This window comes from Thermogymnomonas acidicola JCM 13583, from assembly GCF_001316105.1.
GTDB lineage: Archaea > Thermoplasmatota > Thermoplasmata > Thermoplasmatales > Thermoplasmataceae > Thermogymnomonas > Thermogymnomonas acidicola.
On record NZ_BBCP01000002.1, the window covers coordinates 82211 to 106887 of the forward strand.

Sequence of the window (24677 nt, forward strand, 5' to 3'; positions counted from 1 at the left end):
GGGTGGTCTGATTGGACTACATGGAGAGGAGGAGAAAACTTGAACTGAAACCAATAATATATGTACTACCTGTACTGGTAGTATTGATTTTTTTGAATTTCTATCCCATTGCATATTCAATATACCTCTCGATGACGGACTTCAGCGTCATCCACTTCTTCAACTACCATTTCATCGGCCTTGAGAACTACAAGTTCGTTCTGACCAGCCCGCAGTTCCTCCTGATACTTAAAAATACGGTGATATGGAGCGCGGGAAGCATAGCGGTGATGGTCCTGTGGGGGGGTTCATACTGGCCAACATAATGGTGCAGCCAGGCCTCAAGGGGATGTCGGCCTTCAGGGTCGTGTACCTGATACCGTGGGCATTCCCCCCCGCTTTCATAACGATCCTGATCTGGTCTAACATGCTGGCTGCGAACGGAGGGATAATAAACGATGTGCTGAGGGCCCTGCACATCCCGGCACCTTACTGGCTTACTTCACATAGGTTCGCCATGCTGTCAATGATCCTTGTTAACCTCTGGCTCTCCTTTGCATACTACACTTTCGTATACACGGCGGCCCTGCAGAGTGTGCCACACGAACTGTACGAGGCCGCCAGCATGGACGGATACGGTGCACTCGGAAAGCTGAGGCTCGTAACAATACCACTGCTAAAGAGGCAGATAGCTTCATAACCATATTCGGCTTCATATTCACGTGGAACAACTTCTACATACCATTCCTGCTTACCGGAGGTGGCCCGGGCTACGCAACGCAGATATTCATTACCTACTCGTACCTTGAGGCCTTCAGCTACACCAACTACGCCCTCGGCGCAGCGTACGCGATTATCTCTATAATCATACTGCTGGTCTTCGTTGTACTGGCGAACAAGTACACCAGGATGATGTCAATACTCTACTGAGGTGATATGGTTGGAAAAGGATGTGAGTGAAAGTATCCTCAAGAATAGGAGCAGAAGGGAGTACGAATACAGGAGGAAGAACGTCTATTACAGGAGGCTCAGGGCCATAAAGAAGATCGCCTCCTACATAATACTGACAGCGGTGGCGGTATATGCTGCCTTCCCCCCCATATACTATGCGGTTGAAACTTCTCTCAACAGGATAGGAGCACTGGTTCAGTCATCCATATCAGACCTTGTACCGGTTCACCCCCCACACTATCGAACTACTACCAGCTGCTCTTCAAGGAACCTTTCTTCTTGTGGCTCAAGAACACCCTGGTACTCGACCTTGCTGCAACCGCCATAGGTGTTGCCCTTTCGATAACCTCCGGGATAGCCTTCTCGAGGATGAACGTCCCGCTGAAGAAGGCGCTCCTCTACATGCTGCTCATACTATCTCTCTTCCCGTTCACGATCATGGTCATCCCCCCCTTCTACTTCATGTTCGCGGAGCTGAGGCTCGTTGGCTATTACAGCCTCATCATACCTTATTCAGCCGGTGCAGTCATATTCTCAAGTTACCTGATAAAGAACGCAGTTGATGCCATCCCGAAGGACTTCGAGGAGGCAGCGCAGGTCGATGGTTACACAAGGACCGCAGCCCTGTTCCGGGTGCTTGTGCCAATGTCAAGGCCCGTGATCAGCTTCGCTGCGGTGGTGGCCTTCATGGGGGCCTTACACTGACTACGCGCTCGCGAGCACCTTCATAACCAGGGCGAAATTCTACACCATGGCCATTGCCCTCTACTATGTATCGCAGGGCACGATACACATAAACTACGGCATATACGCTGCATTCTCTGTGCTCATGGGCATACCGATATTCGTGCTGTTCTTCGTTTTCCAGAGGTATTTCATATCGGGCTTCAGCATAGCCCAGTACAAATGAGGTGGTACCTTGGCCAGATTGAGACTCGACAACATAGTTAAGGACTATGGAAGGGGAAAAGGGGGGGTATTCGGTATCTCGCTGGACATTGAGGACGGGGGGGAATTCTTTGTCCTGCTGGGACCAAGCGGTTGCGGAAAGACCACAACACTCAGGGCCATTGCGGGCCTGGAGACCGTTGATTCCGGGCACATCTACCTGAACGACTACGAGATAACAGACTACCCTCCAAAAGACAGGGACATGGCCATGGTGTTCCAGAACTACGCCCTCTATCCCTTCATGACCGTGAGGGACAACATAGCCTTTCCACTCAAGAAAAGGAGGATGCCAAAGGGGGGGAGATAGAGAGCAGGGTTGAAGAGATAGCAAAGATCCTGGGCATATCCGAACTCCTTGACATGAAGCCGGGCCAGATATCAGGGGGGGGCAGAGGCAGAGGGTGGCCCTCGGCAGGGCGATAGTGAGGGAGCCCCCAGGTGTTCCTCATGGACGAACCCCTCTCTAACCTGGACGCCAAGCTCAGGACCACAATGAGGAGCGAGCTGAAGAGGCTGCAGAGGAGGTACGGCACGACCACAGTGTACGTGACGCACGACCAGGTGGAGGCTGTCACACTCGGTGATAGGGTCGCTGTCCTGAATAACGGGCGCCTGGAACAGCTGGGCAGGCCGATGGAGATCTACGAGAGGCCTAAGAATGTATTCGTGGCATCGTTCCTTGGCGATCCAAGCATAAATATGCTCGATGCGAGGCTTGAGGAGAAGAACGGGAAACAGGTAGTGACAGTGGCAGGGTTCTCCTTCGCACCTGAGATGGTGGGACTCCACACAGAATCGATCAATGGGGCAAAGCTAAAATTCGGCGTGAGGCCGGAGGATCTCCAGGTCTCCGAGGAGGGGGGGATTGCCGCGAAGGTCATAGTTGTTCAGGACCTCGGGAGGAGCAGCATAGAGCACTACGAGGCCTCGGAGACGGGTGAGGCCATTGTCAGGGTAGCCCAGAGTTCCGAGAAGAGGAGCGAGGGGGGGAGATGGTGCACCTGATGCCCAACCTCTCAAGATCACTTGTATTCTCTGAGGACGGTGACCTGCTCACCGATTTCGACCTCAGGAACTCGAGCAGAATAAAAGCCGGTAAATCCGTGCCACAGTAAATTTTAATATATACTATTGATAGTAGTATCTATGGAAATCAACAGCCTGCAGCTCAACAACCTGAGGAGGCTCAGCGAGATCTCCTCGTTCCTCTCAGAGCCCATAGCCATAGAGGCCCTGAAGTACACACTCACAGTCGAGGATTTTGAAAGAAAGGTGGCCAGGGACCTGCCTGTGGTCTCTCCAGGCCACGTCACCGGAGTTTCACTCCTTCACGACAATGAAGCCAGAATATCCTTTTCGTCAGGGATTTCCCTCAGGGTCCGTGCCTTCGAGCGTGGCATGCGACTAACCTGGGTGGAGAGTAAGATAGACACTGGCATTTCAGATAGGTTGCTAAAGCCAGCAAAGCTGGTGCAGGAGGGCAGTGGGCCGGTCGTCCTCTCCAACGGCTCGTTCAAGCTGAAGGTGGAGGATGATGGCACGATCCACTACCTCCTTGGTGAGAGGGAGTTCAGGAGGGATGACCCGCCGGAGTTCGTTGGAGATGGATTCAGGCAGGCATCATCAATTGAGGAGAGTGCAGGATACACGGAACCGGTGAGAGGGCCATGAACTACGACCTCCGCGGTTCCCTGCTGAAGATGTGGAACCACGACGCCAACGGAAGTTACGGCTCCTTTGAGGACCCCCCCCTCTACATCTCCATACCCGTCTACATCGTGGAGGGTGAGGTGACCTACCTCGTCTTCCACAACAACCCCCCCAGCCAGGGCGAGATCGACATGGACTTCAACCACCAAGGCATGATAAGGGCCCGGTTCAGTGGCTGCGGCCACGACATGTTCATCTTCCCCGGCAGCTTGAAGGAAGTCCTAAGGTGTCTCAGGGATATATCCGGCCCACAATCGCTACCACCACGGTGGGCCCTGGGCTTCCACCAGTCCAGGTACAGCTACATGAACGGGGGGGACGAGGTAATGTCCGTGGCCAGAGGTTTTAAGGACAATGGCCTGCCCATCTCGGCAATACACCTGGACATAGACTACATGGACGGTTACAGGGTGTTCACGGTTGACAGAAACAGGTTCGTTGATTTAGCAGGAATGAACAGGGATCTCGCATCGATGGGCATAAGGACGGTCGCGATAATAGACCCGGGCGTCAAGGTGGACGATAACTACAGTGTCTACAGGGAAGGACTGAGGAGGGATGCTTATGTCAAGTGGCCTGACGGAACTTACGTGAACTCTCCGGTCTGGCCTGGCAACGTTGCCTTCCCTGACTTCACTGAGGAAAAGGTCAGGGATTGGTGGGGGGGCAGCAACTATGAGTCTTCGAGGAAAACGGAATATCGGGGGGGATATGGCACGACATGAACGAGCCAGCTGTTTTTCCAGTGAGGGGCGATAACTCACTCCCGTGGTTCGCAGACCACCACGGCAGGCTGCACAGGGATGTCCACAACATCTATGCGATGCACATGGCCAGGGCAGCCTATGAGTATATGGTAAAGAGGAGGGGGGGGAGAGGCCTTTCATACTCTCAAGGTCTGGCTGGGCAGGCATACAGAAATACTCGGCGGTCTGGACAGGCGACACCGAGAGCACCTGGGATGCACTCAGGATAACGATACCGACCATACTGAACCTGGGGGGGCTCTCCGGGATTCCGTTCGCTGGAGTGGATGTCGGTGGCTTCAGTGGCTCGCCCTCAGATGAACTCTTCGTGAGGTGGTTCCAGATGGCAACCTTCCTCCCCCTCTTCAGGGTGCACTCCAGCAAGGGATCCAGGCCGAGGGAGCCCTGGCACTTCCCCAGGCACCTTGAAATACTGAGGAAGTACCTTAGGGTCAGGTACTCACTGATTGACCACATCATGACGCTCTTCTACATTACCAGGGACACTGGTCTGCCCATCGTGAGGCCCGTATCTATGGAATTCCCTGGAGAAGAGGTCCTGGACGATGTTGCCTTCATGCTGGGTGACAGCATCCTCGTTGTGCCGGTGCTGCAGCCAGGGCAGAGGTACAGGTACACCAAGCTACCTGGAAAAGGCCACTGGTACAGCTTCTGGAACGGCGAAAGGGTGAGCGGCATAGTTGAAGAGAGGATATCCATTCAGGACATTCCTGTCTACGTGAGGGAGGGTTCCATCATTCCAGTAAGGGATGGGGGGAGAGGCTCCGCCTGCATGTGTACACCGAGTCGGTGGCAGAGGGCAGCCTTTACATGGACGATGACGCGGTAGACCCAGGTATGCCTTCTGGACTTTCAGGTTCAGGGTGGATGGCAACAGTGTGGAATACTCAGTATTCAAGGAGGGCCAGCTGGATACGGATAACGAGTTCGTATGCGTACTGCACATGACATCGAGTGAGGGGGGGAGGCCAGTCACCAGGGAGTTTGAGGTCACGGGCAGGCAGGGAGGCCTAACCCTCAGCTGAAAGTACAAATCCGCTGGCTACCCCTTTCCATAGTCCTCCAACATCTTGAATGGCCCCGTTCCACAGGACCGGCTCTCCTTGGATCCGCACACCTGCCCCCCCTGGCGATCTGAAGACGTAGAGCCTCAGTGCAGAGTCCCCCCCTGACTTCTTCAATATGGTGTCGACGCCATGCCTTTCCTCGCATTCTAGGATGCCTGTGCGTGCCGCCCTGTAGTGTCCCCCCCTCAGTGAGCCAAGCTCCCTGAAGAACCGAACAAGTTCCTGGTCCATTTCATCCCAGGGCATCGTTCTCCTGCAGTCCGGGTCCCTCCCTCCCCCCCTGAGGCCGGTCTCGTCCCCCCCGTAGTATATGGTCGCCAGACCGTTCAAGATGAAGAGGAGCGTGTACGCCAGCATGAATCTGTCCCTGTCACCCCTCAGGGTTGTCATGAGCCTCACGGTGTCGTGCGAGTCCAGGATGTTCATCATCCGGTCCTCGTTCTGGCCGTATAGAATGCATTCCGAGGTAACTCCTCTGACAAGGTCCGCAGCCCCCCCTATCCTGCCCCCCCTGACGTAATCTAGGATGAGCCGGCGGACGTGGTAATTTGTGAGGGAATCGAAGTGCAGCTTCCTAAGATTGGAGAAAGGCACCAGGCCTCCCCCCCCACCGTGAAGAAGCCGTCTGCTGAAGGGCCATCATACCTCAGTGCCCTGCAGGCTTCTGGGGGGAAGCGAATGCCCCCCCACATCCACCCTCACAGCATCTATGCCCCCCCACTCCTCCACATAGTACCTGATGGTTTGCCTTATCATATCAATGACTGCCTGCGACCTGTGGTTCAGCTTGGGCATCCCGGCGTGTCCCTCAAACGTCTCGTACCCAGGAAAGTATGTGCCGCTCTTCCTCCTTGCCCTGGGCACCCTTACATACCAGTCGTTTCCACGCTCCATGAACTCAAGGAACCTCGGGTGACGGACCGACGTGTGGTTGAACACAACGTCTAGGATCACTCTTATCCCCCCCAGGCCGTGTGCCTCCCTTGTGAGTTCCCTCATGTCGTCCCCCCCGGTGCCGAGGAGGTCATCCACTCTCGTGTAGTCGTCAACGTCGTAGCGGTGGTTTGACCTGCTCCTGTATACAGGATTCAGGTATATGTAATCAGCACCCAGGCTCGAGATGTAGGGCAGCCTTTCCCTTATGCCCTTCAGCGTGCCGCCATAGAAGGATTCCCTGCTGGGCCTGGAGCCCCCCCAGGGTGCAAGGCCTGTGGCTGCCGCCGAACCAGGGGGGGTTTTCATGAACCTGTCCGGGAATATGTGGTACACAATTCCCTGCCCCCTCCGGATCACCGCCCACAGGTACCTTAAGGGCCTCATCAAGCAGTCCCTCCTTTCCATCGATCTTGAAGTTATATGCACCGCTGCCCCCTGACGGTGAACACATCAGTGGGTATGCCGTTCACATCGAACCTTTCATGCGAAACCAGCCTTGGGCCATCGAGGAGGATTTCAACACCGCTCTTACCTGGGTTGAAGATGCCCAGGATGGTGTAACCGCCTGAGGAGTAAGCAAGCCTCAGACCGGCATCGCCGTGCACCGGGAACGGGGGGGGATGACATCAAGTGGCTTCCTCCTCGCAAGACTCTTCCGGTTCTCATCGATCCTCCTGTACTGGTTGAGCCTGATCTCGTAAAGGTACCTGCCTGGCGGGATGGGTGCGGATATCTCCCACCTGCTCCCTGTCCTCGTGAAACGAAGGCTGCCATCACCGAAGCAGTTGAATGACCCGGACAGCCAAAGATCAACATCATCTTTCCTTGCCGGGACCGATATCCTGACCTCCTGGAGGAACTTCCTTGAATAAATGATGTCCAGCACAGGTGGTCAGGCCAGATAATGTCATAAAGCTGATGGTTGAATTTATAACCATTGCTTAAATAATAGTGCTGGTCGAAGTGGAAGAAGACGTGTTCCAGGTCCTGCAGGACTTCGGGCTCTCTCCCTACGAGATAAGGGTGTACAGGGCCCTTGTCCTAAACGGGCCGCAGACCGCGGGAGAGGTCCTCAAAAGCTCTGGCATACCGCAGCCAAGGGTATATGACGTCCTCAAGAAGCTCTCAGAGCGTGGCTGGTGGATGTATCTGCAGGCCACAGGAAAGTCTACAGGGCTGTTGAGCCATCGGTATCACTGAACAGGCACATCAAGAAGCTCCAGTCCGGCCTTTCGATACTGAACGAATACATCAGGAACTCCAAGTCCCAGAAGGACCCATCAGAGGCCAGGCTCTGGCTGGCCACAGGCACACAAAGGACAATGGACAGGATGCGATCCCTCATAGAGGGGGGGGCCTCCAGCGAGGTTATCGTTTCGGCGCCCCTGACCAAGCTCCTTGAACTGAAAAGGGAGCTCACGGAGGCCTGTGAGAGGGGCGTCACGGTTGCCATAGTGAGCTACGATGTGGACGAGGCCAAGATGATGAACGCCCTCGGGAGATCGTTTGTGATGAAGAAGAGGGAGTTCAGGGCAGCAGAGGTCTTGATCACGGACAGGGAGAATGTAATGCTGAACCTGGGAACAGATGGGGGGGATTCGATGTACAGCATATACTCCGAGGAGAGCGAGATAATACACGTGATATCCTACTTCTACTACTATACCATCTGGTACCCCCTCCTCATACGTTTCGGACTTCCCATCTGATAGGGAGCTGCGCTTCAGCACCGCATGGCTGGCAACTGAAGCCATCCAGTCCCTGCTGGCAAGGGGGGGCCTGAAGTTAAGCGCGGACATCACATGCATACTCAGAGAAGGCGGCAGGAAGAGCTTCACCGGGCAGGTAACAAGGATCGAGAGGGTGCTTGGGCTCAAGCACACCTTCTACGTCACGTACAGGGGGGGCAAGGAGATCTCCGTGGGTGGGAGGACGGCCAGGGTTGAGGACGCAAGGCTCCTGCAGGTGAAACTCAGGCCCTATTCATGAGAGTGCGGAGATACTGAACTTATACATCCTTAACCTCATAACAGGCAACACCCTCAGGGGCTTGGGCATGCGCCAGCAGATCCCACCGCAATCCCTGCCTGGGCCAGAAGGTGCTTAACTCGCCCCCCCGGGAGGCGTGATGGACATGGTTAAAGTCTCTCCAGAGACGGATACAAACATGGGTGGACCCGGAACCCGGACAGTCCAGCGTGGATGCATCAGCCAGTGCGGTCCCCCCCTGGTGCTTGAAAGCAAAAGGCCGCCCAGGCACCACCATATCGTGCCTGTGCAGGATAAAAATTTCTATAATCTATGAAAGAAAATGCCCCCCCATGCTGAGGGATGCCTATATGAAAAATGAGATTGGATATGAGCCCTGAAAGTAGGGCTCAATATATGATGCATCACCTCCTGATCCTGACCGCATAGGCCACAGCTATGCCTGCAACGACAGCGACCACCACGACAGCAATCACAACTGTCGTGTACGGGAATGACTTCGCAGGAACCTTCGGGGGCGTGGTTACAGGAGATGACTGGTACCAGCTTATGCTTGACCTGAGGCCCCCCCAGACTACGTTCTGGTTCTCAGCCACACCGTGCCAGGCGATGAGCAGGCTGTCGTTCCTGCCGTTCTGAACGATGTAGAGGAATGGCTGGTCCATTGTGTTTGGACTGGTGGTGATTGAGGTCGCATTGGAGAACCTGGGCATTGCGGAGGCCACTGTGATGTTGGTCACGTAGAGGCCGTAACCGGCACTGGAACCGGTTGAGTAGATGATCCAGGCGTTTCCGTACGAGTTCACCGATAGGTCGATGCCGGTCAGGTTCTCATATGTCCGGTATGTGTACTCGCCCAGCAGGTTGCCACCCGTGGACATGTATGCCAGGCCGATGTTGTCGTATGAACCGTTGTAAGAGTAGAAGGCCACATACAGGTGCGAGTTCCAGCCGGATATGTAGCCATAGGAGTTACCGCTGAGGTTGAGTGCCCTGTTGATGAGGTAGTCAGAGCCCGTGATGGTGGAGGAGGAGCCTCCCATGTCACTCATGTTGAATGCCAGCAGGCTGTATGAGTATCCGGAACCATTCGTGTAAGAGGAGAGTATGTACGCCGTGCTCCCGCTGATGTACATGGTGGCATACTGGGGCGCGATCTGCAGGTGGTATGTCAGATAGTTGCTGAGGTCAGAAGGTGACAGAGTGCTGAAGTTCAGTATCTCGAGGCCACTGGAGCTGCCAAGGAGCACGTAAACGTTCGAGCCCCCCCAGTAGAGGCTTGAAATGTAGGAGCCATCGGCGCCCGGCAGGGCAACAGGCTCTGACCAGTTCACCGCATTGCTGCTTGTTGAAACGTAGAGCTCTGCTGTTCCGGTCGCGTTGGACAGGTAAAACATGTAGTACATTCCGTTTGAGTAGTAGATCTGCGGGTACGCGTTCTCCACAGGGCTGATCTGTGTGTGCGAGGTCGTGGTGACGTTTCTGAGGAGTGGCAGGCTGATGGGGGGGACCAGCGTTGCGTACTTGTGGTCTGTGGCGCTGAAAGATGACAGTGCCTGCTGCTGTGTAAGGGAACCCTCTCCCACTGTGGCCGGTGCTATGTACGTGTATATGTTGGAACTCCATGGCGGGTTACCGCCTCCACCCTGCCATCCGCCGTTGGTGGTGTTTGTCTGGTCAACGACCCTCCAGCCGTTCACACCGTACCCGTCATAGGACCCGGCAACTATGATGTACTTGTAGCTCTCGAAGTTGCTGCCTATGTAGGAGAGTGGCACGATCACAGTTATTGTCTCGCGGACAGGTTGGCAGAGGTTATGACTCCCTGCGTCTGCTCTCCGCTCGGAGTAAGCACATAGGTGCTCCAGCCAGATATGTATATCATGGTCTGCCATGGTACGGTGGAATTGGCGTTCGGGCCAGTGCCAGGTAGTAGCTGCCTGTGCTGCTCCCGTCCGAGATGAATATGTTTATGATCTGGTTGGAGAAGCCCAGTGGGCCGTCCCAGATGTTCCAGAGCTGGGCGTAGGTGAACACCCACTTCATGTCGAACTGGTTTGCGGATACGTTTATGTATTCAAGGTCCAGTGAGCCCGGCGGTATCTGGGTTGGCTGGTCAGGTAGGTGTAGTTGCCGTCACCGTTCGGTGGCACGGTGTTGTGGATCGAAGAGATCGGTGTGTACTCAGCGAGCGAAATTGGGAGTTTCACCATGACGGGAGAGATGTAAGACCCGGTTCCACTCGTCCCGTTATACAGGTAAACACCCATGAAGAAGCTGTCCCCCTGGGACGTAGTTCAGATAGGTGAGCGGGATCTCCAGCTGTATAACAGTCCTGGCGTATGCCGTTGGGGGGGGTTCACTATGTCTATGTCCTGCCTCCAGGAGTTGAAGCCACTGGCGACGTAGAACCCGTAGTAGCCTTCGCCGTTGGAGAATGTTGCCGGGAGGAGTTCCACCGCATACTGGGCTGCGAAGTCTAGGTTCTGGTGGCTGTAGACCGTCGAGAACGCGGCGTTTGGCACATCCAGTGTCAGGTTGTAGTCTATGAAGGGGGGGTTGGCACCACTGAAGTATACGCTGAGGTAGTCATTCAGTACCGAGCCGTACACAGAGGCGTTGCCGTATGTGTAGATCTGCAGGTAGAGGGTCGTCGGGCTGTAGGCTATGTCGAGCTCCCTTATGTTGCCGTTCGCCTTCGAGGTGTTGTTGTAGTAGACTATTGTTCCGTTCCATGGGTTCGTAAGCGAAGGCGATGAGGCAAGGCCAGCAGAAGTCTGCACCGTGCCCCCCCACGGGTACCCGTTGAGCGTCGGGGTGTGCGCCTGCGTGTAATCTCCCATTGAGGCCGGCGTGACAGGCGGTGTGTATGGTGTGTTGAGGTAGTTGGGTACAGGTATATTCAGCTGGCGCAGTGCGTACATCAGGTCTCCCTTGAACAGGTAGTCGAACGGCACAGAGTTGGAGCCACTGATGGTCCAGGGGGGGGCCATCTGGAAGAACCAGTCACTGCCCTCAGCAGCGTATATTGCGTTCCAGGCCCTCGTAAGGTTGCCCTCAAGGGTGTTCGCCGTGAGGTTCTGCTCAAACGGTGTGTAGTTCTGCAGCTGCACCAGGTTGTGCTCCTCCTGGAAGTTAAGGACGAGGCTCCTCACGTTATTGAGCGCCTCCCAGTAGAAGTCCTGGACCTGGTAACCTGACCACTGTGTCAGGTAGATGTTTGACTGGTAGGGCGCAGGCTTTCCGTTCCCGCCGTTCCAGCCTGCCGTGGCTATGTGCTTCAGCACCGGCAGCTGGTATCCCTCCTGCTTGACCATTTCCAGGTACTGCTGCGGTGTCACCGTGTGGATGTAGGTTGAGTTCTGCTCCAGTGCGGTGTAGAGGTCCTCCAGGAACGGCACACCGTCCTCTGCGAACGGAGACATGAACATCCAGTTCTCGCCATCGAGGCCAACGGTTACGAGGACGTGCTCGTGGTCTGAGGCAGGTATTGCGGAGTATATGCCTTGAGGTAGTTGATGAATGTGTCCACTGCAGTCCATGTGGCATGCTGCCGAAGTTGAAGGCCCAGTCATTTGAAATGTAGCCGTCCCTGAAGAAAACATAGATGGATGTGTTGTTCGGCCCCCCCAGGGCTTTGTACGGGGGGGTATAGAGGTTGAGCATCTGCGTGACGTTGCCGCCGTTGCCATATGGCAGGGCATCGATGCCAGACCCCTGCAGGGCCGCGTCCGCCGCGTTCATCCATATGGCACCGGACTCATTTGCGGCCTGGATCATCTGGTACGATACCGTGAACTCCGGCGCATACATTCCGGTTGGCCACTGGCCGAAGAGTGGTAGAACTGCCCCCCCTGCTTATGTTCATCTGCGCCAGGACATCAGAGAAGTATGACGCCTTGTATATGGTTCCAGCAGGCCCGGTGAGGTTATTTGCCAGGAGAAGCGGTGTGAGTGGGTGGTAGAACGGGCTTGTGAAGAGCTCCACATTGTTGCTACCGCTGGTGTTGCCCTGCATGTCGCTCCTGAATGCAGGTATAACCTGGCCAGTGAGCCACTTTGAATACTGCAATATTTCCTTCAGGTCTGTCTGGTTGAAAGATGTCTGGTTGTGCAGGGCCCATATGGTACTGTTCTTCCACTGTGCACCAAGCTGCCCCCCCTCAACCAGCGGTGTGCTCACATCGTACAGGAACCAGAGCACCTTCGCATCCTCAAACTGTGTGGCGTTAAGCGTCTTTCCAGAGACCCACAGGGAGTGGAGCTGTGCGTAAAGGTTCGACGCTGGCTCGTTCAGGCTGAACACGTATGACGGTATGCTGAAGTAGTCATATGTGAGGTTTGCCAGAAGGCTCCTGTTCTGTGTTGTGTTCAACTCGCTGTAAGGCACGAAGGCGTAGTGTATGAATGTGTCATTGAACTCAGGGTCTGTGGAAATGTTGACGAGCTGGTATAACAACGAACCGGACAGCTCGTATGTCACGTTTACTTCAGGGAACATGTGGGCTATGAGAGCCTGTTCTATGTACTCGGCAGTGGCGTGGGCCTCAGTCCACGGGAGGACGTAGTAGTTCGACCCGACAACCTTGTACAGTGGCTGGTGGTCGTTGAATATGATGGCCAGGTTTATCGGTGGCGCGGTGGGGGGGGTTGTTGTCTTCACGGTACTTGGGATGTTCACCTGGCCGAAGTTCAGGCCTATGGTATCGTTAACAACAAATTCTGAGATGGAGTTGCCATCGTTATACTTACCAACCTGGCTGTATGGCATCCCGATACCGACCCAGGCACCGCTACCGCCCACTATGAAGGCGGATATGTTCATGTGTAGCGTGCCGGAGTAGCCGTATGGGAACAGGGCCTGCCAAGGTATCCTTATTTCCACGGTGTTGTTGGAGCCGCCGAATACGAAGTAGTTCTGGATGGACACAGCACTGGGCGAGGTGTTGCTGGCCGAGAGTGGCGAGTTCACCATGAACGCATCCTCGCCGCTGGGATCAGAGTTCGGGCCACCGAAGTAGACTGCTGCGAAGTAATTCACCGGGCTTGTGAATGATATGGCACGGTTCCAGGTGTTTAGATTTGTCATGTTGTACGTGCCGTACTGCGTGTTCGTATCATTGCTCAGGAATACCATCAGCGAGTTCCCATCAATGATCTCCTTGACACCTATGAAGAGGTAGGTCGAGTTGAATGATACATAGAGTGCAGTCAGGTTATTATCAGGACCCCCCCATGGGGTCGCATGGGTGTTCTCATAGATCTGGTGCCCTGAAAAATCGTTCGTTACGTTGCCTGTGAACGTTATATTGGCCTCAGAGACGTTGATGTAATTAGCACCACCGGACTGTGATGGCGCTGCACTCACAGCACTTGCCGACCCCCAGAAAGAGAGAGGAGACAAAGATCAGCACCATGGTCAGGACAAGTATCCTTGTCTTACTACTGTTCATAGTAGGGTAAGTGCAGATCGAGTACTTATATCTTATGTAAAATTGTTCACCGAAAGATATTTTAAGTGAAATTCTTACACGTGGCGGGATCCAGACCTGAGGTGTTTCCAGGATCCTCTGAAAGTATACCGGCGTGCCCCCCCAAAGACCGCATAATCCATCTTTATGCCGGACCTACGTTTCCCTGCCAGTATACATTCAAAGTCACTCCACAAACACAACCGGTTCTGGGCGGCCCCCCCAACTTAACATCGATATAGCCTTAATGTACAGGGCCACAGTGATGATGGGGTACGGAACACCTGCTTCTGGATGCAGTGCGAGAAAAATTGAAGGGATTTCAGGTTCCCGAGGCTTGCTGGATATTTACCGATGTTGTCGGTGCACCTCCGGTGTAGCCCTGGATCCACCTGATGTTGAGAAACTTACTCCGGCAAATTGAGTTGAATGGTGCCCCCCCTTTCTGGAAAATATCCACTGTTGAAGGGCCAGCACCCCACCATTACAGATCCAGCAGTTAAGTGCACGCCATCAGAGGCACATGGGAGATTAACTGGGTTTTAACGCCATACATGAACTGAACACGGGCCCTGAAACCCCCCTATACTGTACTGGGCAGAAGGGTATGCAGGATCCTCACCTGGAAGCCGCACACACCTAACCTGGGCGGATTACCTGTGAGAAACAGTTCAGGCCCACCGAACTTAAAGAGGCGGGCCCTCTACCAGCAATCATGTATCTATTGCCCTGTCTCAGGTAGGTGTCAGTGGCGCAGAGGTAATTCATAGGCGGAAAGCCAAATCAAAAGATCTCTTATTGAACGGAGACAGAGCCTGATCCATTTCTGGTGAAGGGCCCACGGGCACCAATCAAGGCACGCCACTCTGTTGAGCGTGTAGTTTGCGGGTAATGATCTTCCTTGGAGGGAAAGCAGTTCAATGTGTGTATAACAAACTATTATGATTCTTCGATACTTCTTAGAACAACCTGTTTGTGGAATTGCCAACCTCAACAGGTCAGGTGTGTCGGAACAACTGGTTCCCTGAATTTCTGCGTCTTGGTCGCCTGCATCTGCCCGTACACTCGGGGCTCTCCGCAAAGATTAATCAATAGGCTATCGCCTGCTCTCATTTAGGGAAAATAAGGGGCGATGTCGAGAGATGCTTCCTAAGGGCTTTATGTTGGGCTACTCTCTTGCAGGCTTCCAGTCGGAGATGGGCATCTCGGAAGAGGACAGGAACTCGGACTGGTGGGCCTGGGTCCACGACCCGGTGAACATAGGCACAGGCATAGTATCTGGCGACCTTCCAGAGAACGGGATAGGCTACTGGGACCTCTACGAGAGGTACCACAACCTAGCAGTGGAGACTGGAATGGACACAGCCCGTTTGGGAATTGAATGGAGCCGGATATTCCCGGAGAGCACGGCGGGTGTGAAGGTAACCGTGGACTACGACGGGCACGACCTAGTTTCGGTGGACGTCGATGACCGTGCACTGGAGCACCTCGATAGGCTCGCTAACATGAGGGCTGTTGAGCACTACAGGAAAATATTCTCGGATGTAAGGGAAAGGGGAATGAAGCTCATAATAAATGCGTACCACTGGCCCATACCCATATACCTGCACGACCCCATAGAGAGCAGGGATTCTGGGCTCAGAAACAAGAGGAACGGCTGGCTAAACCATGACACTGTTGTGGAGTTCGTGAAGTACGCGAAGTACATTGCATGGAAGTTCGAGGACCTGGCGGACATGTTCTCGATAATGAATGAGCCAATGTGGTCTGCGGTGCCGGGTACTTCAACCCCCCCAAGGCAGGGTTCCCCCCCAGGTTTTCCCAGCCCTGAGGGCGGACTTCTCGCGAAAAAGCATGAGATAGAGGCAATTGCCAGGGCCTATGATGCGATGAAGGAAGCAACAGGGAAGCCAGTCGGCCTGATAATGGCCAATGGAGATATACAGGCGTTCAGCGACGAAGACCATGAGGCTGCTGAGGTGGCGACCCACAGCGAGAGGTATTCCTTTGTCGACCCGCTCCGCACAGGCGAGATGAAGTGGGTGGAGGCCCTCTCACAGGCAGATCGTTCAGGGAGAAGAGTGCAGGGTACAGGGAGGATCTTGCAGATAAGCTGGACTGGATCGGGGGTGAACTACTACTCAAGGTCCGTGGTGAGAAAAAGTGGCCAGGGCTACAGGGTGCTGGGCGGATACGGTTACTCAGCCACAGCGGGTATGAGGAGCAAAGGAGGCAGAGAGGTCAGTGACTCTGGCTGGGAGGTATACCCGGAAGGCTTCTGAATGTCCTTTCGTCCTACTGGGAACGTTATGGGTTGCCAATGATAGTCACGGAGAACGGCATAGCCGATGCATCAGACCGGTTGAGACCGGGATACCTTGTTTCGCACATGAAGTATGTGGAGAGAGCTATTGAGAAGGGCATGGATGTGCGCGGCTACCTCCACTGGTCCCTCCTCGACAACTATGAGTGGGCGTCAGGCTTCTCCATGAAGTTCGGTCTGTACGGCGTCGACCTCAGGACAAAGAAGGTTCAGACCAGGCCAAGCGCTTGGTATTCAAGGAGATTGCCAGGGCACGTTGTGTGCCTGAGGAGTTAGAGTGGATGGTACAGGAGTGATCACTGTGTGTAAACCCAGTTAATGATAATCCTTGAGGGAACCACGAACTGATTATCCTGCGACATAAAGACCTGGAAATCGAGGCCGAATACATGTCCCGGCAAGAGTCTGTTGTCCATCAACTACTCCTGTAGTCAAGGCATGCCTGAACCATCTTAAGTGAGTGGCCCTTTCATGTCCGTGGGCATTAATAGTTGTTCCCGGACTATTTTCACACAGCCTTTAGAGACCTTGCAGACAGTTAGGGCCAGAAGGCGCCTCTATGAACTGAAGGCCATGCTTAACAGGCGCAGATGGCGCGGGAAATCCAGCAGCACCTGTGACAGCGAGTGGCAAATGGCTGCGGAAATTCGGGAAGGGCCTATTCCTTGACTGCATAGTGCCCGGAAGATCACTCAATTTGATGTTGGGAGTGCACCATTAAGCTGGAGCATGCAGTTGCTTGATAGATAAACTGACCCGTGCCAAGACTGCTTTCCGATCTTCGGGCAAATGAAGAAGGAAACGATTTATCAAGTACTACCATCCGTATGTAATGCACCTCATCATCTCGTGTATGGACAGGCGGCTGAACAGGTACCTGCAGGGCATGGCCTCCGGACAGACGGTCTTTGTCCGCAACGCCGGGGCCAACGTTGCCACCCTTAAAGACACACTGGGATCGCTGGAGGGAGTTGAGAGCGTTACGATAATAACGCACACGGACTGCGGTGCAATGGGCGTGGTCGAGCAGGTGCTCCGTGGAAACGACCGGCCGGATGATCTTGCGGAGTTCATGCGCCCGTTCATAGGCCTGAGGCCGGACAGGGATGAGATAGAGAGGGAGAACGGGGAGCTGCAGGCCGATGCCGTGAGGAAGATGATGGATGTGGAGGTCAAGAGCATTCTTGTGAATACAGGTACGCTGAGGTATGAGAGCACGGGAAGGTACAGGGCCCTCTTCATGAGGCCGTCCGGAAACACGGTGCCGAAGGAGAGGGTTGACAGCACCTACGTGATACAGAACAGCCCCCCCGGGGACAGGAGTACCGACATATACATTGCGAGGAACTTCCTGAAGATCAGGGAGTTCGATCAGGAGTGAGCCGGCCTCCTGAAGAGCACGATCCTGTTCGTGTTCGTGCCAAGCCTGTTGTTCTCAACACCCCATATGTGGGAGGTCTTGGTGAACCTCTGCACGTTTATGTATGTCACAACGTGTTCCAGGCCGGCCTCTGTGCCGCATTCCCTCACGATCTCCTTTAGGTCGGCCTTCCTGGTCTCTCCGACCTCGAAGGCCACGTAACCGCCAGGTTTCGTGATGCGGAACAGTTCCCTCATTGTTGCGGAAATGAAGGACTTCCAGGAGCCAAGGTCTGAGAGCACAGTTATGCGCCCCCCCTTCACCTCACCTGCGTCTATGCAGTTGAACCAGAGCCTCATCCAGTTGTCCTTTGCGTAGTCGACGAGGTTGATGAAGGGCGGCGAAGTGACCGTGAGGTCCACAGTGCCGTCTCCGACCGATACGAGGTCCCTGCTGTCGTCCGACGTGAACCTCGCCTTGCCTGAGACTGCGGAGAGCCTCTCCAGGACTTCAGGGCTGACGTCCCTGAGGAGCGATGCACTCTTCCTCAGGACTATCTTCTTGACATCCCTGTACTCCGGCTCCTGCCCCCCCAGCCTCCTGTTTATCCTCTCCTGCTCCTCCGGCGATGCGGCCTGGTTCGGTGGGAGGGAGTAGACGGAGAAGAAGCCACTGGAGTGCCCCCCCGTGAGCCTGGTGGTGGCCACCATCCTTATCCACCTGTCGACCCTGTCCTCCTTTCCGGATTCCCTCCTCTCCATCAGGTAATCCCTGAGCGAAACGACCTCCGCCTCGGTCCTGGGGGGGTGGTAGAACATGGAGAGGTCGATGCCTGCACGTGCACCGTAATCAACCGTGATGGATGACAGGCGCCGGGCCACCTCATCGAGGCCAGGTGGTTCAAGCCTGGGCCTTGTCAGAATTTCGGAAAGTGGGTTTGTGTCATTCGAGATAGGTGTCCTCAGGAGGAGGGCGGCCTCCACCGCTGTTGTGCCGCGACCAGAGAATGGATCGAACACCGTGTCTCCCGGGCTGGAATACCGTTCTATGAAGAACTTCGGTAGCTGGGGGGGCTTGAAGCAGGCCCTGTAGGGCACCTCGTGGAGGCTAGACGCCTGCCTCTGCCTGTTGGTCCAGAAGGAGCCGGTGACGTCACTTGCGTCTGACTGCATAGCAGGGCTCAGAGGATGAGCAGCGGGATGTACATCTCCGATGCGCTCAGCCGCTGTGTGACCCGACCATGGTTGGCGGGTTGCTGTTCCTGAAGTTGTAGAAGTAGCCCCTATTGTCCGTGGGCACCGCTATGAAGTCCGGCATGACGTCGTCCAACCTGGGCCCCTTCGACGGCCCCATCAGGCCCTTCAGCTCCTCGCTGTTCTTCGCGAACACCTGCATGTTGCCGTACCTCTCCTCGAAGTAGCGGGCTGCGTCCTGGCCGCCCCCCCTAATCATCACAGCCCTGGGGTCGCCGTACGGCGGGCAGTTCAGGAGGCCCATCAGGTCCTGGTTGTCGTTCATTACGACCCTCTCGCTCAGCTCTATGTGCCCGTGGTCAGCGGTGAGCAGGAACCTCCACCTCCCCCCCCTGAACTGTTCGAATACAGACAGCACCCTGCTGAATATGTACCTTGCAGATTCCACCGTCGGATCAGATGAGGGCCCGTATGCGTGCGCCATCTGGTCCACGTAAGGTATGTAGAGGTGCACGAAGTCATAGCCCTTCTCCAGTGCGTTCCTGTAGACCTGGAACGCGTCGAACACGGTCTTGTATGTCTGTATTTCCGCGGTTCCATAGAGCATCCTCGAGTATTCCGACTGCCATATGTTGGACGGCTGGATTATCAGGACCCTCTTGCCCATGTCGCAGGCGCTCTTCACGGTGCTGCGGAAGTAGAACATTGAAGCCATTGGCTCCACCTTGGCCAGCATGTCCCTGCCGAAGCCCTGTGCCGCTGTGTACTCAAGGGTATTGACCACGACACCGAGTCGCTTGGAGTAGAGCGTATAACCTATGATGCCGTGCTCCGACGGGTACCTGGCGGAGAACAGGGTGGCGAGCACGTTCGAAGTGGTGGATGGGAACACTGTCGTGAACCTCTCCGCGCTGGATATGTCCAGGCCATAGGCCTCGCACATCTCCCAGCCGAGGCCGTCCACCAGTACGAGCGAGAGGGGCAGGTCCGTGTCCTCCACCTCGCCCAGCACCCTGGTGCTCACGTCGGCATCGATCCTGAGCTTCCTCGCTATTGAATTGGCGAGCGTGTATATTGACCTTGACCTGTAGTCCGGGTATACGAAAGACACGCTGTGGTTATCTGCCCATCGGATAAAAGGATTGCAATGGCGCCCTCCGGAAAGCGCATGCAGCCCGGGCCCGAAAGGCCTCAGGGTCGGTGCTGATGGACTGACGCCATGTACATATCGGCGCCACTCTCTCACTGCAGAGCCGCCTCGACCGCTAAGAGCAATATTATGGCCCACGGGCACTCACACATGCGGAACAGCCTCCCCCCCTGAGACGCCGACTCCCCCCCTCCTGAGGTCCTCCAAAATCTCGGCCAGGTTCACTTTCATGAGCGTGCAGACAGGCATCCTGGAGGACACCTCGCTGTACAGGGTGAGGTAGGTGGGCAGGTCGAGGTCCTGCTGCCTGATGGACCTGTCAAGTAGGCAGAGTAGACCAGGCGCATCCCCCCCCTGTAAACGTATACCTCGCAGGAGCAGAGGACGGGTATATCCTGGAACTCCGGACCGCTGTTGAAGTCCTCCCAGTCAATGTAAAGCGTGGCCCTGTACCTCCCGGCCCGTGCCTCATAGAGCTCGTAGGTGTCCACGGTGACCCTGGACGCGTTGGCCCTGACCCAGGAGGCGAGTTCTGAGAGTTCAGATTCCGGAATGGATACGTCCCTGGGCCTCTGCAGGCATTCCGGCGGGCCGGAATGCCCCAACAGTGCATACATGATGATGAAGGACATGACAGATACAGTAACGAGGACCAGGATGAGGGTCGGCCAGGGCACGGACGCTCCGCCGGGACTGTGGAGAACAGGAATCGCTGAAGCCAGGTTGATCGTTCAGACCACCTCCCCCCCCATGTATATCGGTGAGAGCGAGCGCCCGCCGCCTTAAATCATGTGCCACGCTCCTCCAGTACCTGTTCGAGAAGATCTCCTCTCTCCCCCCCCTGCGGTTCAGTGTGGCAAGCCAGTGGTTGCCCGCTCACCATGGCAGTAGCGGAAGATAGCCCGGCCTGAGTGCCCTGGGTTCCCGGGGAAAACATAGGGGGGCGAAATATTTTAACCGCCTCTCACTGATTCATCCATGGACTCCCTCAGGGCCGCCACCATCAGCGGCGTGGCCGCCATGGTGACGGTGTGGGCCTTCATCCTCACCTCCATGCACCTGAACCCCCCCTGGTTCTCCGTGACCGCTAATGCCCTCAGCGACCTGGGCGGTGGGAACCTCACGGCAAACGGACACCCTGCGCCCACCGATCCGTGGGTCTACAACGCGGGCCTCATGGTCACGGCAGTGATCATAGTGGCCTTCGCTGGCATATGCATAAGCATGTCCCGGGACAAGCTGGAGACGGTGGGCCTTTCATTCTTCGTGATATCTGCCCTGTTCCTGGCCCTCATAGGCATATACCATGAGGCACGTACCCGCATGACTTCGTATCGATCTGGTACTTCATCCTGGCGTCCATAGCGTTCGTGCCCGTGTCCCTATCACTGGCGCTCAGGAGGAGGCCCTTGGGGGCTGGTATGCTCATAACAACCGTCCTGGCATGGATCATATACGCGACCGTCAGGTGGCAGTCCGTGGCAGAGGGCGAGATATTCGGGATACTCGTGATCGAGCTCATCGTTTCTCTCTACCTCACGGACATGTGGAGGCACAGGAGTGAAGAAGGGGGGGCACAAACTTAGATTACCTCTGCCATGCATCAATTCAATGGACACCGCCGTGTGTCGAACTATAACTTATGACTTCTGGGGGGGTGAAGTGAAATTATTTTAATATGTTAAGGTACTTTCCTAACAATGACAGTCACAGGCACTCATGTGCGCTCCTCATGGAGGGGGGGCGTTGCCTGGGGAGCATTCTTCGCCTCCTGGGGGGGAGGCTGGCTCCTCGACGGTTTCACAGCATCGGTGTATGCCTTCGTTGCGCTTCCCGCGACGCAGTACCTTCTTCCGGCATCGCACATCCCCCCCCTGAAGTACGAGAGCTTCTTCCTCGCGGCCTTCTTCTCAGTGTTCCTCATCGGGTGGGGTACCGCATTCATTTTCGGGCCACTAGGTGACAGATACGGTAGGTTCAGGGTCCTGGCCATCAGCATAGCACTCTACGGAGTGGGTTCTGTGCTCAGCGGACTCTCAACTAACGCCTACGAGTTTATGGCTTTCAGGTTCATCACGGGCCTCGGTATCGGCGCGGAGTGGTTTGTCGGTGGGACCAGCGTTGCTGAGATCTTCCCAGAGGACAGGAGGGTGTTCGGTGCCGGCCTATTCCACTCCGGCTACTACTTCGGCTACTTCTTCGCTGCCCTGGCAGCGCTGTTCCTGCAGTCCATCATCGGCTTCAGGGGGCATGCTCATCCTCGGCGTAATACCGGTGGCCTTCATAATGTACATAAGGTACACAACAAAGGAGCCTGAGAGGTGGGAGAGGGCCAGGGAGAGGATGGGCGGGAACATAAGCTCCTGGAAGGCGTTTAGGTCCATATTCAGCAGGGAGTACCTGAGGGTCACCGTGGTCTCCTCCGTGGTCATGGTAGCGGTCATCCTGGGCCTCTGGAGCGGCACTGTATATGTGCCCACGGCGATAGAGAAGATGGCTGCCATAGACGGAATAGCGAAGACGCAGTTCCTGAGGCTCTCGGCGCTTGGAGGTGCTGTCACTTCAACCCTCACAATCGTTGGCTGCATCCTCATGCCGCTGATGGCAGAGAGGGTGGGCAGGAGGATAACTCTTATCGTTTTCCTTGCCTGCATGGCCGTGTCTGTCTACGTGATCTACGGAATAGTCTACTACCTGCACAGCCTCACGGACATGTTCGCCCTCCTTGTGCTGCTGGGCTTCGGAGGGGGGGCCGATTTCTCCGTCTTCTCCCTCTGGCTGCCTGAACTCTACCCCCACCGAGGCAAGGAGCAGCGGCTTCGGCGCAGTGACTACACTCGGCAGGTACTTCGCTGCTGGCTTCGAGTTCCTCATAGGCATAATAACCCTGGCCGTGGGCTTCGGCCATGGCATTGCGTACACCGCCATAGCATTCGTGGCTGTGATGCCGCTTGTCTTCCTGATCAGGGAGACCACGGGGGGCAAGGGCCTCAGGGAGGAGGTGCTCAGGGGGGGCTGATGGCCTCACCCCCCCTTCCTTCCCAGCAGCATCCAGCCGTACAGGTCGGTGTACTGTGAGAAGTCCAGGTTGCCGTGCACCTCGGTGAAGTTCCTCCTGTAGTAAAGGTCGGCTGCCATCCTGACCAGCCTTTCCCCCCGTGTCGGTATATGCATCGTAGAGATAGGTCAGTGCCATGAGCCTGGCGAAGCCATCGGCTATCTGCTTCTGGTAGTACTGTAGAGTGCCGGACTCCTGCGCTCCGTACAGGGTGTCCATGACCGAGTCCAGCGCGACCTTTAGGTTGCCCGAAACCGCCCTGTCAGAGGCGTCCCTGACCCTCTCCACCTCCTCCTGGATGGCCTCCCTGACCCTGGGCAGCACCTCCATGAAGTCCAGGGCCTGTATGTTGCTGGTGCCCTCCCATATCGACGTTACTATGGCGTCCCTGTGCAGCTTCTCCACCACATACTCCGAGAGGAATCCCCCCCTGCCGCCCATGAGCTCCATGGCGTACCTCGTCACCCTGTCGGACGTCCAGGCGGCCAGGTTCTTGGCCAGGTGCGACAGGCCCTTGCGTATTGGTACAGCGGCGTGTAAGGTGGCCTCTCGTCTATGCACCTGGAGAACCTGTCCGCAGCGACGAGGGAAAGTACCGTGGCCGCCTCAAGGTCAGATTCGAGTTCAATGAGGTCCCGCTGGGCCAGGGGGATGCTCCACAACGGGCCTGCCGAAGGCGCTCCTCGCGGATGCGTAGAGGCAAGCTCCCACAGTGCCTTCCTCGCCATGCCCACAGCGGCCATGGCATCGTCTATCCTGGACATCGTAAGGATCTCAAGGGCCTGGTATATCCCGTCCCCCTGCTTCCCGAGAAGATAGGCCTCTGAACCCTCCAGGATGACTTCACCAGTTGGCACAAGTACCGTGCCGAGTTTGTCCTTCAGCCTCCTGACCTCGTAGTTGGGGGGGGTGCCGTCGTCCCTCCTTGCCGGTACGAAGAAGGTGCATACGGATCTGATGCCTGGAGGCGAGCCCCCCCTGACCCTCGCCGTCACTATGGCGCCGTCCGCAAGTCCCGCGTTGCTGGCGAAGTACTTGTTACCACCGTGCAGCCTGAACCTCTCACCGTCTGGAACGGCCTCCGTTCTAGTGTTCGCCAGGTCACTGCCTGCCTGTATCTCGGTGTAGAACGTGGCCCCCCCAAGCCACATGTCAGGGCCAGCGAACCTCTCAACGTACCTATCAAGGGCGCCGCTGCCGTATTTCATGAGAGCGTAGAGCGTCTGGCCCGTGAGGGTGAGAGTGCAGAACAGGCCCGCATCGGAGACCAGGTAGGCGGAGAGGAAGTGCGTCATCAGGTCTCTTTCCCTGTATATTGAGGAGTTCACGCCCATCCCGTGGAGGCGGCGCAGTATGTCCCAGTGAGATCGGGAGAGCCAGACCGCATCGAGCCTCCTGTCATCAATGCCGTAGCTGACCAGCTTCGGGCGGCCGAAGTGGTCAAGGAACATGGCCTCCTCCATGAGCTCCTCTGACACATAGAGGCCGAGGCCCGAGAGCGTGCCAGACCTTTCCCTGAAGCCTGTGTACTCCAGGAATGTCCTGAGGGGCCTGTCCTCACTGAAGTAGTTGATCCCCCCCTTTGACAGGAAAACGCTGGAGAAGTCGAGTCTCATGGGGGAATGCATGTTGGAAAGCGTTAATAATGGTTTCACAGTGACCCCCCCAGGTATAAAGGAATGCTCCCGTGGCTGCCTATGCCATATTCCGTCCCCCCCGGAGGTGGCATGGAAATGAGGTCACCTGCAGGCCACGGTACCACTCGGACCGGC

Annotated in this window: 23 protein-coding genes and 5 pseudogenes; 15 read left to right on the forward strand and 13 right to left on the reverse strand. The window is 55.9% G+C overall.

From position 1 onward, the window contains the following. Window positions 1-20 precede the first annotated feature (20 nt). The 8 genes and pseudogenes from JCM13583_RS02300 (at window position 21) to JCM13583_RS13625 (ending at window position 5383) form a co-directional block, all read left to right on the forward strand. Window positions 21-909, forward strand: a pseudogene (locus tag JCM13583_RS02300) (sugar ABC transporter permease). A 34-nt stretch (window positions 910-943) separates the two neighbouring features. Further along, window positions 944-1840: pseudogene (locus tag JCM13583_RS02305) on the forward strand (ABC transporter permease subunit). Between the two features lie 9 nt (window positions 1841-1849). Then, window positions 1850-2886, forward strand: a pseudogene (locus JCM13583_RS02310) (ABC transporter ATP-binding protein). Between the two features lie 141 nt (window positions 2887-3027). Beyond that, window positions 3028-3552, forward strand: coding sequence for a hypothetical protein (locus tag JCM13583_RS02315; RefSeq protein WP_075056548.1), 525 nt, complete (start codon window positions 3028-3030; stop codon window positions 3550-3552). Next, window positions 3549-4316: a hypothetical protein gene (locus JCM13583_RS02320; RefSeq protein ID WP_075056549.1), complete on the forward strand. Its 768-nt coding sequence runs from the start codon at window positions 3549-3551 to the stop codon at window positions 4314-4316. The genes JCM13583_RS02315 and JCM13583_RS02320 overlap by 4 nt, the downstream gene beginning before the upstream one ends. Then, window positions 4313-4567: a hypothetical protein gene (locus JCM13583_RS02325; RefSeq protein WP_075056550.1), complete on the forward strand. Its 255-nt coding sequence runs from the start codon at window positions 4313-4315 to the stop codon at window positions 4565-4567. The genes JCM13583_RS02320 and JCM13583_RS02325 overlap by 4 nt, the downstream gene beginning before the upstream one ends. Continuing rightward, window positions 4477-5187: a hypothetical protein gene (locus JCM13583_RS02330; protein WP_162509242.1), complete on the forward strand. Its 711-nt coding sequence runs from the start codon at window positions 4477-4479 to the stop codon at window positions 5185-5187. The genes JCM13583_RS02325 and JCM13583_RS02330 overlap by 91 nt, the downstream gene beginning before the upstream one ends. A 34-nt stretch (window positions 5188-5221) precedes the next feature. Continuing rightward, complete coding sequence (locus tag JCM13583_RS13625) at window positions 5222-5383, forward strand: hypothetical protein (RefSeq protein ID WP_171823365.1); 162 nt, start codon at window positions 5222-5224, stop codon at window positions 5381-5383. Here JCM13583_RS13625 and JCM13583_RS02335 read toward each other — a convergent pair. From JCM13583_RS02335 to JCM13583_RS02350, 4 genes are read right to left on the reverse strand one after another with little or no spacing between them, the layout of a single operon-like run. Continuing rightward, a complete protein-coding gene (locus JCM13583_RS02335; protein ID WP_075056552.1) occupies window positions 5369-6019 on the reverse strand; it encodes a hypothetical protein in 651 nt (216 codons plus the stop codon). The two genes, JCM13583_RS13625 and JCM13583_RS02335, sit on opposite strands and share 15 nt — an antisense overlap. Window positions 6020-6064: 45 nt before the next feature. After that, window positions 6065-6766: a hypothetical protein gene (locus JCM13583_RS02340; RefSeq protein ID WP_075056553.1), complete on the reverse strand. Its 702-nt coding sequence runs from the start codon at window positions 6764-6766 to the stop codon at window positions 6065-6067. An 11-nt stretch (window positions 6767-6777) separates the two neighbouring features. Continuing rightward, window positions 6778-6966, reverse strand: coding sequence for a hypothetical protein (locus tag JCM13583_RS02345; protein ID WP_075056554.1), 189 nt, complete (start codon window positions 6964-6966; stop codon window positions 6778-6780). After that, entirely contained in the window at window positions 6945-7247 is a 303-nt protein-coding gene (locus JCM13583_RS02350) for a hypothetical protein (RefSeq protein ID WP_075056555.1), read from the reverse strand. The genes JCM13583_RS02345 and JCM13583_RS02350 overlap by 22 nt, the downstream gene beginning before the upstream one ends. A gap of 65 nt (window positions 7248-7312) precedes the next feature. Here JCM13583_RS02350 and JCM13583_RS02355 point away from each other — a divergent pair, with 65 nt between their 5' ends. The 3 genes from JCM13583_RS02355 to JCM13583_RS02365 are packed head-to-tail and all read left to right on the forward strand — an operon-like array spanning window position 7313 to window position 8350. Next, the gene (locus JCM13583_RS02355) at window positions 7313-7561 is read left to right on the forward strand and encodes a TrmB family transcriptional regulator (protein ID WP_075056556.1); all 249 of its coding nucleotides are present in this window, start codon (window positions 7313-7315) and stop codon (window positions 7559-7561) included. After that, entirely contained in the window at window positions 7501-8070 is a 570-nt protein-coding gene (locus tag JCM13583_RS02360) for a hypothetical protein (RefSeq protein WP_075056557.1), read from the forward strand. Before JCM13583_RS02355 ends, JCM13583_RS02360 begins: the two co-directional genes overlap by 61 nt. Beyond that, the gene (locus tag JCM13583_RS02365; RefSeq protein ID WP_162509244.1) at window positions 8024-8350 is read left to right on the forward strand and encodes a hypothetical protein; all 327 of its coding nucleotides are present in this window, start codon (window positions 8024-8026) and stop codon (window positions 8348-8350) included. Before JCM13583_RS02360 ends, JCM13583_RS02365 begins: the two co-directional genes overlap by 47 nt. A 404-nt stretch (window positions 8351-8754) precedes the next feature. Here JCM13583_RS02365 and JCM13583_RS02370 read toward each other — a convergent pair whose 3' ends face one another. The 4 genes from JCM13583_RS02370 to JCM13583_RS02390 form a co-directional block, all read right to left on the reverse strand. After that, complete coding sequence (locus JCM13583_RS02370; protein ID WP_171823366.1) at window positions 8755-10128, reverse strand: hypothetical protein; 1374 nt, start codon at window positions 10126-10128, stop codon at window positions 8755-8757. Between the two features lie 103 nt (window positions 10129-10231). Continuing rightward, a complete protein-coding gene (locus JCM13583_RS02375; RefSeq protein WP_162509245.1) occupies window positions 10232-10453 on the reverse strand; it encodes a hypothetical protein in 222 nt (73 codons plus the stop codon). Between the two features lie 194 nt (window positions 10454-10647). Then, complete coding sequence (locus JCM13583_RS02380) at window positions 10648-11892, reverse strand: hypothetical protein (RefSeq protein WP_171823367.1); 1245 nt, start codon at window positions 11890-11892, stop codon at window positions 10648-10650. A 218-nt stretch (window positions 11893-12110) separates the two neighbouring features. After that, window positions 12111-13718: a hypothetical protein gene (locus tag JCM13583_RS02390; protein WP_075056560.1), complete on the reverse strand. Its 1608-nt coding sequence runs from the start codon at window positions 13716-13718 to the stop codon at window positions 12111-12113. A gap of 1245 nt (window positions 13719-14963) precedes the next feature. Here JCM13583_RS02390 and JCM13583_RS02395 point away from each other — a divergent pair. Both JCM13583_RS02395 and JCM13583_RS02400 read left to right on the forward strand, forming a co-directional pair. Next, window positions 14964-16440, forward strand: a pseudogene (locus JCM13583_RS02395) (glycoside hydrolase family 1 protein). 536 nt (window positions 16441-16976) lie between these two features. Next, window positions 16977-17525: a hypothetical protein gene (locus JCM13583_RS02400; RefSeq protein WP_075056561.1), complete on the forward strand. Its 549-nt coding sequence runs from the start codon at window positions 16977-16979 to the stop codon at window positions 17523-17525. On the opposite strand, the gene JCM13583_RS02405 is transcribed toward JCM13583_RS02400, so the two are convergent. From JCM13583_RS02405 to JCM13583_RS02415, 3 genes are all read right to left on the reverse strand, one after another. After that, window positions 17516-18676: a DNA modification methylase gene (locus JCM13583_RS02405; protein WP_075056562.1), complete on the reverse strand. Its 1161-nt coding sequence runs from the start codon at window positions 18674-18676 to the stop codon at window positions 17516-17518. The two genes, JCM13583_RS02400 and JCM13583_RS02405, sit on opposite strands and share 10 nt — an antisense overlap. 46 nt (window positions 18677-18722) lie before the next feature. Beyond that, window positions 18723-19808, reverse strand: a complete 1086-nt coding sequence (locus tag JCM13583_RS02410; protein ID WP_075056563.1) for an alkaline phosphatase family protein — start codon at window positions 19806-19808, stop codon at window positions 18723-18725. A 266-nt stretch (window positions 19809-20074) separates the two neighbouring features. Further along, window positions 20075-20524, reverse strand: a complete 450-nt coding sequence (locus JCM13583_RS02415) for a hypothetical protein (protein WP_075056564.1) — start codon at window positions 20522-20524, stop codon at window positions 20075-20077. 301 nt (window positions 20525-20825) lie between these two features. Between JCM13583_RS02415 and JCM13583_RS02420 the strand changes: the two are divergent. Together JCM13583_RS02420 and JCM13583_RS11855 are read left to right on the forward strand one after the other, a co-directional pair. Further along, window positions 20826-21433 (forward strand): annotated as a pseudogene (locus JCM13583_RS02420) (DUF998 domain-containing protein). Between the two features lie 114 nt (window positions 21434-21547). Then, window positions 21548-22165 carry an MFS transporter gene (locus JCM13583_RS11855; RefSeq protein WP_162509247.1) on the forward strand — a complete coding sequence of 206 codons (618 nt, stop codon included), beginning with the start codon at window positions 21548-21550 and terminating at the stop codon, window positions 22163-22165. Window positions 22166-22551: 386 nt separating this feature from the next. Here the strand turns inward: JCM13583_RS11855 and JCM13583_RS11865 are convergent, their stop codons facing one another. Together JCM13583_RS11865 and JCM13583_RS02435 are read right to left on the reverse strand one after the other, a co-directional pair. Beyond that, the gene (locus tag JCM13583_RS11865) at window positions 22552-23466 is read right to left on the reverse strand and encodes a hypothetical protein (RefSeq protein WP_162509249.1); all 915 of its coding nucleotides are present in this window, start codon (window positions 23464-23466) and stop codon (window positions 22552-22554) included. Beyond that, window positions 23367-24521 (reverse strand): acyl-CoA dehydrogenase family protein, encoded by a 1155-nt coding sequence (locus tag JCM13583_RS02435; RefSeq protein WP_075056565.1) that lies wholly within the window; start codon window positions 24519-24521, stop codon window positions 23367-23369. The genes JCM13583_RS11865 and JCM13583_RS02435 overlap by 100 nt, the downstream gene beginning before the upstream one ends. Between the last annotated feature and the right edge of the window lie 156 nt (window positions 24522-24677).